The sequence below is a fragment of the Psychrobacter sp. TAE2020 genome (assembly GCF_018919485.1).
GTDB lineage: Bacteria > Pseudomonadota > Gammaproteobacteria > Pseudomonadales > Moraxellaceae > Psychrobacter.
This window is the reverse complement of the sequence record NZ_JAHLMU010000001.1, coordinates 1628922-1645031: the sequence shown is the minus strand read 5'-3', so window position 1 is coordinate 1645031 and position 16110 is coordinate 1628922. Positions and strand designations below refer to the sequence as shown.

At 41.3% G+C, this 16110-nt stretch carries 13 protein-coding genes; 5 read left to right on the top strand and 8 right to left on the bottom strand.

The genetic code is table 11. The annotated features are described in order from the left end of the window. Positions 1 to 77 precede the first annotated feature (77 nt). The 4 genes from KPY62_RS06670 to KPY62_RS06655 all read right to left on the bottom strand — a co-directional run bounded on the left by KPY62_RS06670 (position 78) and on the right by KPY62_RS06655 (position 6606). Positions 78 to 704 carry a pseudouridine synthase gene (locus KPY62_RS06670; protein ID WP_216581322.1) on the bottom strand — a complete coding sequence of 209 codons (627 nt, stop codon included), beginning with the start codon at positions 702 to 704 and terminating at the stop codon, positions 78 to 80. 194 nt (positions 705 to 898) lie between these two features. Then, positions 899 to 3118, bottom strand: a complete 2220-nt coding sequence (locus tag KPY62_RS06665) for an NADP-dependent isocitrate dehydrogenase (RefSeq protein WP_216581321.1) — start codon at positions 3116 to 3118, stop codon at positions 899 to 901. Positions 3119 to 3635: 517 nt separating this feature from the next. Continuing rightward, positions 3636 to 5852 (bottom strand): NADP-dependent isocitrate dehydrogenase, encoded by a 2217-nt coding sequence (locus KPY62_RS06660; protein ID WP_216581320.1) that lies wholly within the window; start codon positions 5850 to 5852, stop codon positions 3636 to 3638. Positions 5853 to 6351: 499 nt separating this feature from the next. After that, positions 6352 to 6606, bottom strand: coding sequence for a hypothetical protein (locus KPY62_RS06655; protein WP_216581319.1), 255 nt, complete (start codon positions 6604 to 6606; stop codon positions 6352 to 6354). 156 nt (positions 6607 to 6762) lie between these two features. Here KPY62_RS06655 and KPY62_RS06650 point away from each other — a divergent pair, with 156 nt between their 5' ends. The 3 genes from KPY62_RS06650 to glyA all read left to right on the top strand — a co-directional run bounded on the left by KPY62_RS06650 (position 6763) and on the right by glyA (position 10427). Then, positions 6763 to 8262: a GNAT family N-acetyltransferase gene (locus tag KPY62_RS06650; RefSeq protein WP_216581318.1), complete on the top strand. Its 1500-nt coding sequence runs from the start codon at positions 6763 to 6765 to the stop codon at positions 8260 to 8262. Between the two features lie 15 nt (positions 8263 to 8277). Next, positions 8278 to 8787 carry a chorismate--pyruvate lyase family protein gene (locus KPY62_RS06645; RefSeq protein ID WP_216581317.1) on the top strand — a complete coding sequence of 170 codons (510 nt, stop codon included), beginning with the start codon at positions 8278 to 8280 and terminating at the stop codon, positions 8785 to 8787. 383 nt (positions 8788 to 9170) lie between these two features. Further along, positions 9171 to 10427, top strand: coding sequence for a serine hydroxymethyltransferase (glyA, locus tag KPY62_RS06640; protein ID WP_216581316.1), 1257 nt, complete (start codon positions 9171 to 9173; stop codon positions 10425 to 10427). A gap of 104 nt (positions 10428 to 10531) precedes the next feature. Here glyA and leuE read toward each other — a convergent pair whose 3' ends face one another. Further along, positions 10532 to 11188, bottom strand: a complete 657-nt coding sequence (leuE, locus tag KPY62_RS06635) for a leucine efflux protein LeuE (protein WP_216581315.1) — start codon at positions 11186 to 11188, stop codon at positions 10532 to 10534. A 220-nt stretch (positions 11189 to 11408) separates the two neighbouring features. Between leuE and KPY62_RS06630 the strand changes: the two genes are divergently transcribed. After that, entirely contained in the window at positions 11409 to 12524 is a 1116-nt protein-coding gene (locus KPY62_RS06630; RefSeq protein WP_216581314.1) for a hypothetical protein, read from the top strand. A gap of 78 nt (positions 12525 to 12602) precedes the next feature. Here KPY62_RS06630 and KPY62_RS06625 read toward each other — a convergent pair whose 3' ends face one another. From KPY62_RS06625 to KPY62_RS06615, 3 genes are all read right to left on the bottom strand, one after another. Next, the gene (locus KPY62_RS06625; protein ID WP_216581313.1) at positions 12603 to 12926 is read right to left on the bottom strand and encodes a barstar family protein; all 324 of its coding nucleotides are present in this window, start codon (positions 12924 to 12926) and stop codon (positions 12603 to 12605) included. A gap of 1 nt (position 12927) precedes the next feature. After that, complete coding sequence (locus KPY62_RS06620; RefSeq protein WP_216581312.1) at positions 12928 to 13683, bottom strand: ribonuclease domain-containing protein; 756 nt, start codon at positions 13681 to 13683, stop codon at positions 12928 to 12930. A gap of 191 nt (positions 13684 to 13874) precedes the next feature. Next, positions 13875 to 15176, bottom strand: coding sequence for a glutamate-5-semialdehyde dehydrogenase (locus tag KPY62_RS06615; protein ID WP_216581311.1), 1302 nt, complete (start codon positions 15174 to 15176; stop codon positions 13875 to 13877). A gap of 455 nt (positions 15177 to 15631) precedes the next feature. On the opposite strand from KPY62_RS06615, the gene KPY62_RS06610 reads away from it, so the two are divergent. Then, positions 15632 to 15940, top strand: a complete 309-nt coding sequence (locus KPY62_RS06610) for a hypothetical protein (protein WP_216581310.1) — start codon at positions 15632 to 15634, stop codon at positions 15938 to 15940. The last annotated feature ends 170 nt before the right edge of the window (positions 15941 to 16110 follow it).

The following is a 16110-nucleotide window of genomic DNA, read 5'->3' as shown; positions in this document are numbered from 1 at the left end:
ATTTAGGCCCTATTTCAGTGACTGCTGTCATAACTAGAGCTTATAGCGGTTAATCGTTAATAGCTAATAGCTAATAGCTAATAGCTAATAGCTAATTGCTTATAATGCTCAGTGTTGAGCTCAATATGTAACTGTTCACCTACCGCAAGGTCTCCTAGCTCAAAACCTGCTACTGACCAGCGAATTAGACGTAGACAAGGCAGTCCAACTTGGGCGGTCATACGTCGAACTTGGCGATTTTTACCTTCATAAATGGTTAGCATCACCCATGAAGTGGGGATGCTTTTGCGTTCTCGAATAGGGGGGTCACGTTGCCAAAGCTTGATTGGTAACTCAGTCTCATTAACTAGCACGGCTTTGGCAGGTAAGGTCTTCCCGTCTTTTAATAACACCCCTTTTGTTAATGCTAGCAGCTGCAATGGTGTCGCTAGTCCTTCAACTTGTACTAGATAAGTCTTACCTTGTTTGGCAGTAGAGCGATCAAATTTATTGGTTTTTGGCGGCTGGGTAATGGCTTTATTCACCCGCCCATCATCAGTCAGTATCAATAAACCCTCTGAGGTGGCATCGAGTCTACCGGCTATGCGCAGTGATTTATCGTTAAAGTACTCAGATAAAGTCGTATGATCATTATTACTATCATCACGAAACTGGCTCTGTACCCCATAAGGTTTATTGAACAACACGATGCTAGAGGTCGACATAAGACAGAAGTTCCTAAATAAAAGAAGCAAAATTAAATAAAAATTAGACAAGTGAACGCCATGTTAGCAATCTTTACAGCAAAAAACACCCCAATAGTCTTAGACCATTGAGGTGTTTTACTTATAAGCCTAAATAGCGTCAAGCAATAAAGCCGCCTAAGCGCAATTATCTAAGCACAATAAGCCCATAGAAGTTATAAAGATGCCAAAGCGTCGTTAAATAACTTACTAGGACGCATTACTTGCTCGGCTAGTTTTTCATCAGCAAGGTAGTAGCCATGGATATCTACTGGTTTGCCTTGAGCTTCATTTAGCTCTTTAATAATCGCCGCTTCATTATCAGCGAGTTTTTGAGCTAATGGGGCAAACTGTGCTGCAAGCTCACTGTCTTTATGTTGTGCCGCAAGCTCTTGTGCCCAGTACATAGCCAAATAGAAGTGACTACCACGGTTATCTAACTCACCCGTTTTGCGTGAAGGTGATTTGTCATTTAATAACAGCTCTTCTGTGGCCTTATCGAGGGTATTGGCTAATATCTTAGCTTTAGCATTGTTATCGTTTTCTGCTAAGTGCTCCAAAGATACCGTCAAGGCCAAGAACTCTCCTAGTGAGTCCCAACGTAAATGGTTTTCTTCGACCAATTGTTGGACATGCTTAGGTGCTGAACCACCCGCGCCCGTTTCAAACAAACCGCCGCCTTTCATTAGTGGTACTACTGACAGCATTTTTGCACTAGTGCCTAACTCTAGAATTGGGAATAAGTCAGTGAGGTAATCACGTAAGATATTACCAGTAGCAGAGATAGTATCAAGACCACGGGCAACGCGCTCTAGCGTATAACGCATAGCCCGAACTTGTGACATGATTTCGATGTGCAGGCCTTTAGTATCGTGATCTTTTAGATACATGTTGACCTTTTTGATCAGCTCGTTTTCGTGTGGACGATACGGATCTAACCAAAAGATGACTGGTGTATTAGATTCGCGCGCGCGACGTACGGCAAGCTTGACCCAATCTTGGATAGGCTCATCTTTGACCTGACACATGCGCCAGATATCGCCTTTCTCAACACGCTGCTCAAGCAAAATTTCATTGGTTTCTTCGTCAACAATACGCGCAATACCATCATCGCTTGCTTCAAAAGTCTTGTCGTGTGAGCCGTATTCTTCTGCTTTTTGTGCCATTAGACCGACGTTAGGCACTGTACCCATAGTGGTTGGATCAAAGTTACCATGCCATTTACAGAAATTGATCATTTCTTGATAAATACGAGCGAAGGTAGACTCAGGCATAACCGCTTTGCAATCATAGGGCTTGCCATCAGCACCCCACATTTTACCGCCGTTACGAATCATAGCAGGCATAGAAGCATCTACGATTATGTCACTTGGTGAATGGAAGTTAGTGATTCCCTTTGAAGAATCAACCATCGCCAGACGTGGGCGATGTACTTGGCATGCATGTAAATCACGTTCAATCTCTTCACGTGTTGATGCGGGTAGTTTTGAGATTTTGTCGTATAGATCTGCCATGCCGTTATTAACATTGATGCCTAACTCATCAAAGAAAGCACCATGTTTGTTAAAGGCATCTTTATAATAAGTTTTAACCGCATGACCAAAGACGATAGGATGCGATACTTTCATCATCGTGGCTTTTACGTGCAATGAGAATAAAATACCTGCTTCACGGCAGTCTTCCATTTCACGCTCATAAAATTCAAGCAGTGCCTTTTTGCTCATGAACATAAGGTCGATGACTTCTTTATCAAGCAAAGAGATGCCTGTTTTGAAGACATTAACCGTACCATCGTCGGCTAAGCGTTCCATGCGCACGGTACGGGCTTTATCTAATGTGATAGATTGCTCACCTGCATAGAAGTCGCCGCTGTGCATGTGCGATACATGAGTTTGTGACCATTGCTTCCATTCACCCATTGAATGCGGATGCTTACGAGCATAGTTTTTAACTGCTTTCGGCGCGCGGCGGTCTGAGTTACCTTCACGCAGTACAGGGTTCACTGAGCTGCCTAGGCTTTTGCCATAACGCTGACGCAGCTGTTGTTCTTCCTCTGTTTTTGGATCATCTGGGAAATTGGGTATAGCGTAACCTTTGCTCTGCAACTCTTTTATACAAGCTTTGAGCTGCTGAACAGAAGCACTGATATTGGGCAGTTTGATAATATTAGTATTAGGATCTTGGGTTAAGCGACCAAGTTCAGCTAGATTGTCAGGGACACGCTGTTGTTCAGTTAAGTATTCTGGAAATTCAGCCAGCACGCGCGCGGCAACTGAGATATCAGTAGTCTCAACAGCAATCCCTGCTGTATGAGTAAAAGCCTTTACTATAGGTAAAAATGATAGGGTTGCCAGCGCTGGGGCTTCGTCGGTTTTTGTATAAATAATTTTTGACATTGTTGTAGGTCATTCCTTTAGGTTGTCGTTAACGATAGAGCGTGTCTAATAGCTCAAAATAAAGCAAACCCTGTGCAGAGTTGCCAGTTGCTTGCAACGCTATTTTAGACAACACGCCCATTAAAGATAATATAAGTGGTTTAGTCTATTAGCCGATTAATTAGTCAGTTAGTGAGCTAATCCCCTACTTATGAATAGCTAAGAGTAATACTAGTATCAGTGCCATTAGTATATAACAATGGTAAGACAGTTTATTATTATTACCGAATCAAAGATATCTATAAAGCAAGTTCATACAGTAGGACAGACCTCAATAATTGTCAATTGAAGCTGTTGATTTTGACAATAAAAAACACCTCAATAGTCTTAGACTATTGAGGTGTTGTTAAGATAAAAGCTTTAACTATCCTAAGGCGAGTTTGGTTTTTTCTGCACCGTTTTCGGTTATAAAAAAACCTAATCCAGCTTAGTGTGCCTGTAGCTTATTCATTACTTAACTGCGATTGCAATTAAGCAATTACAAAGAAGCAATAGTTTCATTTAATATTTTGCTTGGACGCATCACGTCAGTGGCTAGTTTTTCATCGAAGAAATAATAACCATCGATATTGATAGCTTTGCCTTGAATGTCATTTAGCTCTTTGAAAATAGCGTCTTCATTATCAGCCAGTTTTTGCGCTAAAGGTGCAAACCTCTCTTTTAATTCAGCATCGTCATTTTGCGCGGCCAGCTCTTGTGCCCAGTACATAGCTAGATAGAAGTGGCTACCACGGTTATCCAACTCACCCGTTTTGCGTGATGGTGATTTGTTATTCAATAATAGTTTTTCTGTCGCCATATCTAAGGTATCGGCTAATATCTGCGCTTTTGCATTATCTTCATGAGTAGCTAGATGCTCTAGAGATACCGCTAAGGCTAAGAACTCACCTAGTGAATCCCAACGTAGATGGTTTTCTTCTACTAGTTGCTCAACGTGCTTAGGAGCTGAACCACCAGCACCCGTTTCAAACAGACCACCACCATTCATAAGGGGCACGATTGATAACATTTTGGCACTAGTTCCTAACTCTAAAATTGGGAACAGATCGGTTAGGTAATCGCGTAATACGTTACCCGTTACTGAGATAGTGTCTTTACCGTCTTTTAGGCGCTCTAAAGTGAAACGAGTAGCCTCACGTACAGGCATGATACGAATGTCTAAGTCGCTAGTGTCGTAATCCTTTAGATAGTGTTCAACTTTTTTGATCAATTCTGCGTGATGTGGACGCTTTTTATCTAACCAAAAGATAGTTGGTATCTTGCTAGCACGAGCACGAGTCACGGCTAATTTAACCCAGTCTTCAATCGGCGCATCTTTGACTTGATTCATACGCCAGATGTCTTCGGCTTCTACTTTATGCTCAGTTAGTACTTTGTCATCACTATCGATAACTTGTACTTTACCGGTAGAAGGTATTAAGAAAGTTTTATCATGTGAGCCATACTCTTCAGCTTTTTGCGCCATCAAGCCAACGTTAGGAACTGAACCCATAGTAGTGGGATCAAACGCACCGAATTCTTTGTGGAATTTGATAGTTTCATCATAGATGCAAGAGTAGCTGCTATCTGGGATAACGGCTTTAGTATCATGCAGCTCATTATCAGCGCCCCACATTTTACCAGAACTACGAATCATCGCTGGCATTGAAGCATCGACAATCACATCGCTTGGTACGTGTAGGTTAGTGATGCCTTTGTCTGAATTAACCATGGCAAGATCTGGGTTGCTTTCATAGATGCTCTGAATATCAGCTTCGATTTCTTTGCGTTTTGCTTCTGGTAGCTCTTGTATCTTAGCTAGCAGATTGCTAAAGCCATTGTTAACGTTAACGTCTAGCGCTGCAAAAGTATCGCCATGCTTAGCAAATAGCTCTTTGAAATAAACTTTTACTGCTTCACCAAAGATAATAGGATCAGAAACTTTCATCATCGTGGCTTTTAGATGCAAAGAGAACAATATGCCAGATTTTTTAGCGTCTTCTACTTGTTCTTCAAAAAACTCAACTAAAGCTTTATGGCTCAAGATAGACGCGTCGATTAGTTCACCTTTTAGTAGGGGAGCTGGCGACTTTAACTCAGTAACGGTGCCGTCATCAGCAGTATGAACGATACGGTAATCAGTGGCTTCATCAAGAGTTACTGATTGTTCAGTATCAGCAAAATCACCATGGCTCATAGTAGAAACGTGAGACTGAGAATCGGCACTCCATGCGCCCATTGAATGTGGATGACTTCTTGCAAACGCTTTAACTGCTTTGGGTGCACGTCTATCAGAGTTACCTTCACGCAAAACCGGGTTGATAGCACTGCCTTTGATTTTGTCATAACGCTCACGAGCGTCTTTTTCTACGTCTGTTTCTGGGTGATCAGGATAATCAGGTAGGTCATAGCCTTTATCTTGCAACTCTTTAATCGCCGCTTTAAGCTGCGGGATTGAAGCGCTGATGTTAGGCAATTTGATGATGTTTGCTCTAGGTTGTTTTACCAATTCACTCAAAGCTACGAATGCGCTAGGAATGCGTTGCTCTTCAGGTAAAAACTCTGAGAATAAAGCAATGATGCGACCTGCTAGAGAGATATCAGCGGTTTCAATAGTAATGCCAGCGGTGTTAGTAAAAGCCTTTACGATAGGCAAGAATGATAAGGTTGCGAGCGCTGGAGCTTCGTCAGTTTTTGTATAAATGATTTTTGACATTGTAGTATGACATTCCTTTAGGTTGTGGTTGATAAGGCTCAAATTCAATTTAATAGTGGTACATAGCCCTATAAAATAATGGACTGGGCAATTGGATCAAATACACTGCAGGTAGTTTGCGGAAGGCGTTCAAGTTTGCGTAGCTTTTTTTGTTGACTGGTCTTTAATTTACGGGCGTGAACGCTCTGAAAACGTTCATTAACCTAAGCCGTTTTGATGATGTAATCTGTACGGTCTGAAAGAGAGAGACTAACTATAGTTAGCCTGCTATAAATCAATTAGGGTGTTGAATGCGATGTCAACCTTGCATGTTGAACTTAGAATACTATTCTCGCTCGTATCCGCAGTATCTGAATTATATTAGACTATTAAAAGCATTATTCTACCAGTGATTAGCATAAATTACATCATTTGCGTGCAAGCAGCATTGATATAGCTTGTATCCTTAACCGCCAACTACTTAATAGTTGGCTGTTTTTAGTCAGTAGACAGCAGCAGTTTAAGGATCAACAGCATCGGTACTTTCAATGAGCACATTACTGTCTAAATGGTTATTACTCTGCGTTTGATCATCCATGCTATTACGTTTAATCTTGTCAGGATTGGTTTGCGCAGCGTTGTTATTGCCTAAGGTTGACGCGCCACTGATCTCTTGACCGTTGCAGGCACTTAAAAGCGTCAGACAGCTAATGATCAGTGATAGCACTAGCCTTCTGGTAACCGCAAAAGATAGATTCCGTAGAAAAATAAGCATAGTACTCTCCTAAAGGGTATTGAGTATAATAAATCAATTTCCAGCTTAAGCTTGCCTATAGTTTGCCTAAAAACCTAGATGATTTTTGCAAATCGTGACAGCAATTTGCTGAAATTTTGCTACGCTAGAAACCTTTCAAAATAAATGGTGAGCATTATGAGTTTACAGTATGCACTCGTCGGTGATATGAGCTGGCAAGATAGGGCTAAGTGGCAGACTCCTGACACCCCATTTATGTCTTTTGCATTTTGGCAAGCCTTGCAGGCTACTAATGCTATTGGTGAGCAAGCTGGCTGGTTACCTATTTTTGTATTAGTGTATCGTGCTGGGACAACAGCGGCAGACAGTAAGGGCGAGAATGGCGCTGATAATTATAATTATGACAGTAACAGCGACACTGATAACCCTGATGCCAATAACAGCGATGCTAATAAAAATAATACCAACAACAATCAATTAAACAGTCAAGATTCTGATAAAGCAATCATTGATGAAAGCCTGATGCAGCCAGTAGCGGTAATGCCGGTGTTCGTTAAAGGCCATCATCAAGGTGAGTTCGTTTTCGATTATGCTTGGGCTGAGGCTTACGCCCGTTATGGTATCGATTACTATCCGCGTCTAGTGACTAGTTCGCCTTATACCCCTATTACGGGTCAGCGCTTTTGGCTAGTAGAAGGCGAGACCCTAAATACTCAGATTATTGAAGCGGCTATGGCAGGGGTTGATGACCTCGCTCAGCAAGTAGGTGCATCGAGCTGGCATGGCTTGTTTGTGACCCCTGAGCTGGCAGCGCTAGCCGCCTCGACAGACAGTGAGATAGCTGAGGCGCTAGCCAATAGTCATAATAATAGTCATGCTAGTGATGAAAATGCTGAGGTGATAAACTCCAATGCTTTTACTACTCCTGTTTTAGAGCGTCAAGGCTGTCAGTTTTTATGGCAAAATAAAAATTTGCTAGATAACGAGCAGCCCTTTGCTGATTTTGACGGCTTTATTATGACCTTGACCGCCAAAAAGCGTAAAACTATTCGTGCTGAACGGCGCAAAGTGGCAGCACAAGGTATTACTTGCGTGCGTAAATGTGGTGATGCGATCACTGACCAAGATTGGAAAGTATTTTATCATTGTTACGTGATGACTTATGCGGTACGTGGCCAGCAGCCTTATTTGAGCGCTGACTTCTTTATGCAACTAGCGGCTAGCATGCCTGAGCATCTTATGTTGGCGCAAGCGCTCGATAACACTGGTGAGATTATTGCTAGTAGCTTATTCTTATATGATGTACCGGATGTATTTAGCAGTGATGATAGCTCAGCAGATAATAGAGCGACGACTTTATACGGCCGCTATTGGGGTGCGCTTGGTGAGTACGATAGTTTGCATTTTGAGCTGTGCTATTACCAAGGTATCGAGTTTGCCATTGAGCAAGGCTTAAACTATTTTGATCCAGGTACTCAAGGCGAGCATAAGCTTATTCGTGGCTTTATACCGACCAAAACCCACTCGCTGCATCGTATTTTTGACTGGCGATTTATCCCTGCAATAGCCAATTTCTGTGAAGAAGATCGCTCACGTATGGCGCAGTATAGACAGCAGGCGCATGAAGCTTTGCCGTTTAATAATGATAATATGCCCATATTCGATAGTAATGCTTAAGGGCTTTATCTGATTATGTCGCAGCTTAGTAACTCCTCTTCCTGTATAACCCAGCCAGCTGCAGAACTGTTACCGTGGCTCGAAGCTAAAGGATCGCTGACGGCAATGCTAGAGGCCAAAGCAGGGCAGCCACTACGAGTGCAACGCCAGTTTGAAGGCTATCGCCGTTTGTCGTTAGTACAAAAGCGCCAATTGGGTTTACAAGGTTCAGCGCTAAACCGCCCTATGATGGCATGGGTGCGTGAGGTGCAGTTATATGGCGATAGCGAGCAGGCATGGGTATGGGCACAAAGTCTTTTTCCAGTGTCGAGTCTACAAGGACGAGCCAAACGCCTACAGCAACTAAAAGGCACGCCGATTGGATATGTATTGTTTAAGCGCAGTCGCACTTTGCCTAATCAGCGCAGTATTGATAGTACTAAGCAGGGCTGGCAGCGGCAAACTTGCTACAATTGGTATGGCCGCAAGGTGCTAATCAGTGAGACTTTTTTACCAGAGTTTTGTCAGAGCTTAAATGCTATATAAGCCTAAATGCTAGCAACTGATAAGGGTTTTGCGGTTAATTAGCCAGTTATCGAGCGCTTGCTAGAGCAAGTGGCCGCTTGGAGTGATTTGACAAAGCTATTGCCGATGAGCATACGGCTTTCGCTATAAGCTACTGAAATTCTAGGGCAGTTATAGGAAGTGTTTAGCCACTATTATTTGTGGGGTTATTGGTTACTTTGCTCAGCCAAAGCTGAGGATTTTTTATGTAGGTAGAATAAGGTTTCATGGTACACTTGTGCGACAACGAAATTCAATATGCAACGGCGCATAAACAGTATTGTTGTGTACGGCAAGCCTCCTTTGGTCTAATATTTCCCTCTAGTAATATTTCTCATAAAAAATACTCTATATAGGACATAACTATGTTTAAAGATATCTCTATAAAAGAATATGACCCAGCTCTTTCTGCTGCTATGGAAGCTGAAAGCGTACGTCAAGAAAATCATATTGAGCTTATCGCTTCAGAGAACTATTGCTCACAAGCTGTGATGGAAGCCCAAGGTTCAGATCTTACCAATAAATATGCAGAAGGCTATCCAGGCAAGCGTTATTATGGTGGTTGTGAGCACGTAGATATCGTTGAGCAGTTAGCTATTGACCGTGCAAAAGAGTTGTTCGGTGCTGAATATGTCAACGTACAGCCACACTCAGGCAGCCAAGCCAACTCAGCAGTATTTTTAGCGCTTCTTGCTGCCAATGATACTATTTTAGGGATGAGCCTTGACGCTGGTGGTCACTTGACTCATGGCGCTCACATCAACTTCTCAGGTATCAACTATAACGCTGTGCAGTATGGCTTAGTTGAAGAAACTGGTCTTATCGATTATGACCAAGTTGACCGCTTAGCGCGTGAGCATAAGCCTAAAATGATTATTGCTGGTTTTTCAGCGTATTCACAAGTGGTCGATTGGCAGCGTTTTCGTGATATTGCTGACGAAGTTGGCGCTTATTTCTTAGTCGATATGGCACACATCGCTGGTCTAGCCGCTACGGGTACTTATCCTAACCCAGTACCCTTCGCTGATGTAGTGACTAGTACTACCCATAAGACTCTACGTGGTCCACGCTCAGGGATCATCATGTCACGTGATGATAAGCTAGCTAAAAAAATCAACTCAGCAGTATTCCCAGGCAACCAAGGTGGCCCATTGATGCATGTTATCGCTGCTAAAGCGATTTGCTTCAAAGAAGCTTTGGAAGATAACTTTAAGACTTATCAGCAGCAAGTGATCAAAAACGCCAAAGCTATGGCGGCAGTCATTCAAGAGCGTGGCTATGAAATCATCTCTGGCGGTACTGAAAACCATCTAATGCTTATCAGCTTAGTTAAGCAAGAAATGACTGGTAAAGAAGCGGATAAATGGCTGGGTGATGCGCACATTACGGTTAATAAAAACGCCGTACCTAACGATCCAAAATCTCCGTTCGTGACTTCTGGTATTCGTATCGGTACGGGCGCTGTGACCACTCGTGGCTTCGATGAAGCAGACGTAATAGAATTGGCAGGCTGGATGTGTGACGTGCTAGATGCGCGCGGTGATGAAAAAGTACTAGCCGAAGTGCGTGCAAAAGTCGAAGCAATCTGCACGAAAAAACCGGTTTATGCTAAGAATCAGTAAGTTTTAACGTTGTAAAAAATGAAAACCGCTTAGCTTTTGCTAGGCGGTTTTTTTGTGGTTACGATTTAAGAACGAAGCCTGAGAGTTTGTTGTAGGCAAATAATTTAACTTAACTGCGCTAACCATAAGTTCATGGCAAAGCCAATAAATAGTAAGCCTGTAAAAGTAGTACTTATAATGATTAGTGTCGGTGATTGGCTAAATTTTCGAGAGAGTTTTTTACCTGAAAACACCATGACACTCAAATAGCTAAAGCTAATGAGCTGTAGAATAATGGCCAATACTAAAAAAGATAAAAAGGGGTGAGGGTAATTCGGCTCAACGAACTGCACAAAAAACGATAAGAAAAACAATATGGCTTTAGGATTGGTCAAGCTAAGTAATAGCGCACGATAAAAGAAGTTTTGGCTAATGGGCGCTGTTACTAGCTTTGGTTTAGCGTAAGCGATCTGAGCTTTATGACGAAAGGTTTGATAGCCACTTATGAGCAGTTTTATCCCCAAATAAGATAAGTATAATCCGCCCAATAATTTGATAGCGGTGAAAAGAACAGGGTAGAGCTTTAGCAGGCTGCCCATTCCTAAGACGGTCACTAGTATCAAGATACTATCACCCAAAAATATACCAGCTACCGTGCGATAGCCTTTTCTAGCGCCGTGTGCGGCTGACACTGATAGGCAGTATAAACTGTTGGGACCCGGCAGCAAGATAATGATGATTGAGCCAATAATATAGGCAGTAAGATCAGTGATACCGAACATAAATAATTTTCATCATTCAAAATAAAGGGCTAATTATACTGGTGCGCGGAGCGACACCCTACGACTAAGCTAAACTAATTAAATTAATAAGGTCTATTCTGATTTGTCTATCAAGATGAAGTGTTGATTTAAGGTGTAAGGTGGATTAGGTCAAGCTTAATTCACCTAAGCAATTCCAAGCTAATAGTACCAGGATAATAAAAATACCATAGAGAGCCTTATGAAGCCTGACATCAATAAATTACTCAAGCAGCTAGAACAGCATCCTAACGATGATAAGCTATTAGCGAAAATTGCGCTTCACTATATCGAAAATCCAGAGGGCAATAAGGATTTAGAGTACTTAGAAGAAGCTTATCAAGCCAATCCTTCGATAGAGAATACTCATAACTTGGCATTTTGGCTATATCATGAATATGGAGATGAAAATAGAAGTCTTGAGCTACAGCGTCAAGCTTTACTTTTACAGCCTAAGTCCTATTATCCTTATGCCAGTTATATTCTAATGCTTACCTTTGACGTTGGATACACAGACGATAGCTATTTGTATAAACATGCAAATCAATATGATTCGGTCATAGAATACTGTTTAACAGCACTCGAAAAGTTTTATGCTGCGTCAGCTGAGCAGCATAAGGTACATCAACTGCTGCCTGTTAATATATTTAATAATATCGCTTGCACTTATGTCATGCTTGATAAATACCAAGAGGCTTCAAAATATTTTGTTAAAGCTCTGCAAGAACTTGAAGATATTAAAATAGATTCCAATAAGAATACAATCTCACAATCCATACTAGATGAAAAAAAGTATAACATTTCACTGAATCAGGTTAGGCTACAAATCCTTATTGGAAACCTTCAAAAAACTGTAACGCTATTAATTCAGTTAGAAAAAAATGCTCACTACGATAATTTAGATATTGCTAACCTTTACGCCAGAGCAGGAATGTATGATATTGCGTGTGAAATAATTCCTGAGAGTGCTATGGATGACTCATGGGAATTGATATGGTATGCCATCTACAATGCTGATAAAGATAGATGGTATAGAATGAAAAAAGCTATGCTTGACGATGAAATTAAATATTTGTCTGAGTCTAAAATTGATGCTGAAAAGTATAGGCTAGAAAATAGGCTGGATTTATTTGAAGAGGAAAATGAAGCTATAGAATATCTAAAAAATATAATTAACAATCGAATAATTACACTAGAAGCTGATAGCATTTCTAAGCCTGATAGTAGTATCAAAACAGAGTTTAGTAGAGAGTTTTTTGGTTGTTTATTATTTGGCTGTTCTTTACATAATAGTTTGTTAAGCGACAGCATTTCGTGATTTTAGCCATTGAATGCTGGGTTAAAAACCCAGCCTACGCTAAAGCAGCCAATTTACTTACGTCATTAAATAAGAGTATCAGCTCACAACCCACAACTGCGGCTGACCAAAATCATTATAAGCATCTTCAATGATACTTTTAAACATATTAAAGTCTTCGGTATTAATCTTCTCTATATCGGTTAAATCCAACTGTAAATATTTAACGTCACTATCCGTTAGAGAGTCCCATAGCGCATCCCAATTATGACCGAAATAAGCGGGGAAATCGCAAGCTTTTGCCACGCTCGTTAATAGCGTGTCTTTATTCAGCTCATTATCGATAATAATAGGGACAGCTTGCTCAGGCATGCTGTCATACGCATCGCTATTCCGTTCAATGTAGTAAATGGCTTGGCTCATATCAATTTACCTCAAGTTGGCTAAAGCTGTCGTAGTGATCGAGCGTTAGATAATAGACGGTTGGTGGATTGCCACCAGTAACGATACGTCGTGCGCCACGATGAGATACACCGGGCGTGGGTACAGTATATTCCCGATAGTAGCCTCGCGCTTCAGCAGGCAGCCTATTTTCACGATTACCAAAAGTTGAGCCGTCTTTATCAGGATAAGGATACGGCCCGCCTTGTTGAATAAGGGCAATAGTATTGTCTATCTGCTTATCGCCCGTAATGGCATTTGATGCAGTGGCTGGCGCTACTGTAGAAGTACTAGATGAAGAGTTATTAGATGCTACATCTTCTAAAACTGACTCAGGCTGCACTGCACTAAAGCCAAAATAAATAACCGCCACAGCAATAATGGCGATCAAACTAAATAGAGTCGATAACTTACTTTTTTTATTAGGGTTAGCACGGTTGTTATTAGTGTTGTGATGACGATTCGCATTAGCTTTTTTAGAGTTACGCTTTAGTGAATGATTGGTTGAATCTGATGCTGAGCTTTCAGCAATACTTAAGGCAATGGAAGTAACTTCAGTTGCTTGTAGCTGGTTTTTAGCATTGCGTTCACTATTGAAATACACCCGTTGGCCTACAGTTATTGGCTGCGATAGTCGCACTTTACTGATATGAAAGAATACATCTTCGGGTTGATTATTAACATCGATAAAGCCATAACCTTGGCTTTGATTCCAGTGTTTAATTTCGCCACTCTGCATAACTGCACTGCCTTAATAACTGTCTATGTTAAAGCAGTATATACAACATCATTAACACTCACAAAACAAAAGCTAGTAGTAATGATGGTTCGTAAGCATAAAAAACGCCAGCAAAAATACTGACGTTTTAGTGGTTCGAGAGGATGAATATCATTAATGGTTATAAAAGCGATTAGCCATTATAAAAGTCACTAAGCACGAGTCTCGCCGTGACCATAAACGATCCATTTTTGTGAAGTTAGTCCTTCGAGACCTACAGGACCACGAGCATGTATTTTATCGGTAGAAATACCAATCTCAGCCCCCAGACCGTATTCAAAGCCATCAGCGAAACGGCTTGAAGCATTAATCATCACACTAGCTGAGTCCACTTCACGAATAAAGCGCTGTGACTTAGTATAGTTATCAGTGATGATGACATCGGTATGATGGCTACCATGAGTATTGATATGCTCAATAGCTTCGTCTAAGCCAGCAACTATTTTGATCGCTAATATCGGTGCAAGGTATTCAGTATCCCAATCTTCAGCGGTTGCTGCCGATAGATGCCCAGCAAGCTTAGCATTGTCTTTTAATAGAGCATATGACTGCTCATCAACACGCAATTGCATCGCCTCGTCCGCTGCAATAATCGCTTCAGCAATCTTAGGCAGCAGCTCTTCAGCGACAGCTATATCTACTAATAAAGTCTCCATAGTGTTGCAAGTACCGTAACGATGGGTCTTAGCATTAACACTAACTTTTATCGCAATCTCGGCTTGGGCATCACTGTCGATATAAGTATGACAGTTACCATCTAAATGCTTGATGACTGGTACTTTGGCATCGCGACTGATACGTTCAATCAAACCTTTACCACCACGGGGTACTATCACATCGACATAGGCAGTCATAGTGATCAATTCGCCGACGGCTGCACGATCAGTAGTCTGTAGTACTTGCACGCTATGCTCAGGAAGGTCAGCAGCTTTGAGACCTTGATGAATACATTTAGCAATCGCTTGATTAGACTCAAAAGCTTCTGAGCCTCCACGTAGAATAATAGCATTACCTGATTTTAAGGCTAGAGAGGCTGCTTCTAAAGTGACGTTTGGACGTGACTCATAAATCATGCCCACTACCCCTAGTGGCACGCGCATCTTACCTAGATGGATACCTGAGGGCTGAAAAGTCATATCAGTGACCTCACCGATTGGATCAGGCAAAGTCGAGACATCTTTTAGGCCTTGTAGCATACCGGCAAAACGAGCATCGTTAAGCTCTAAGCGATCTAGAAGAGCGGCGTCTAAATTATTCTTTTGCCCATTATCCATATCTGTTTTATTAGCAGCCAGAATCTCTGACTTAGCAGTGACTAATTGATCATGAATAGCTATCAATGCAGCATTTTTGTGACTAGTATTAGCAGCGGCAAGGGCGCGAGAGGCAGCACGTGCTTGTTTACCGACGCTTTGCATATAAGTAGCAATATCTGTAGTAATCGATTGAGTCATGTATTATTTTCCTTATGTTTATAAGATTTTTAAACCAGAGAAAGTAGCAAATGATTAGAGTGTTAAAGATACCAAATGGTAGCAAAAGCTGATATAAATAGAAGTTTTAGGCCCTTTACTGCCTAACGCTATTTAACATAGAGCAGATTAAGGCGATAGTAAAGGCGAATTTAAGCATACTAAGTAGTAATGATGGCCTCTTCGAGTGATTTTAGTGTCCTTAGTGATGTTGGCTGAAGCGTATTGAACCTTCACAACTAAACCCTGTGGTATTCATATGGCCAACCTAGCCTAATAGTGTTACTTATTTTTAACACAAGTATGGTGTAAATACTAAAGTAGTACTTGCAAGCTGCCATTATAGTTACTATCAATACCACTAATATTCCTTATAATCGATAGTCTATTATCGTTATTTATTGCTAGGTAGGGCATAGCCACTATGGAGAGCCAAGATGGCCACGGAAGATAACAACTCTAGAAAACCAGCAATATCCAAAAAATGGCTGTACGGCTCTTTGGCAGTAATTGCCCTGATTTTGGGGCTTTATTTAGATAATTCAGCGGTAGCTGCTGAATACAGTGCAGCCATTAACCCAGTCACACTAGTAAAGACTAATCAGCAAGATGACAATTTAGATAGGGCCACTACTAGCGAAAATAATGATTCTGACAGTGCAGATAGTGATGACGATTTTGAAAATAACAATGATAAAGAAAACGACGACGTTGACTATTCTTTTGAAGACGATATGGAAGACTAACTAACAATAGTAAAACTATTTTCTATCGCTATTGTGCTATACCTTTGCTCTTTGAATACAAGTCTCGAAAGCTTTAGCTGGCTGGCTACTATCTTAAAATCAGTGAAAAATAGTCTTTGTTAAAAAAGCCTCCGCTAAAAATAGACAATTACTGTAGTCGATTATTAAAC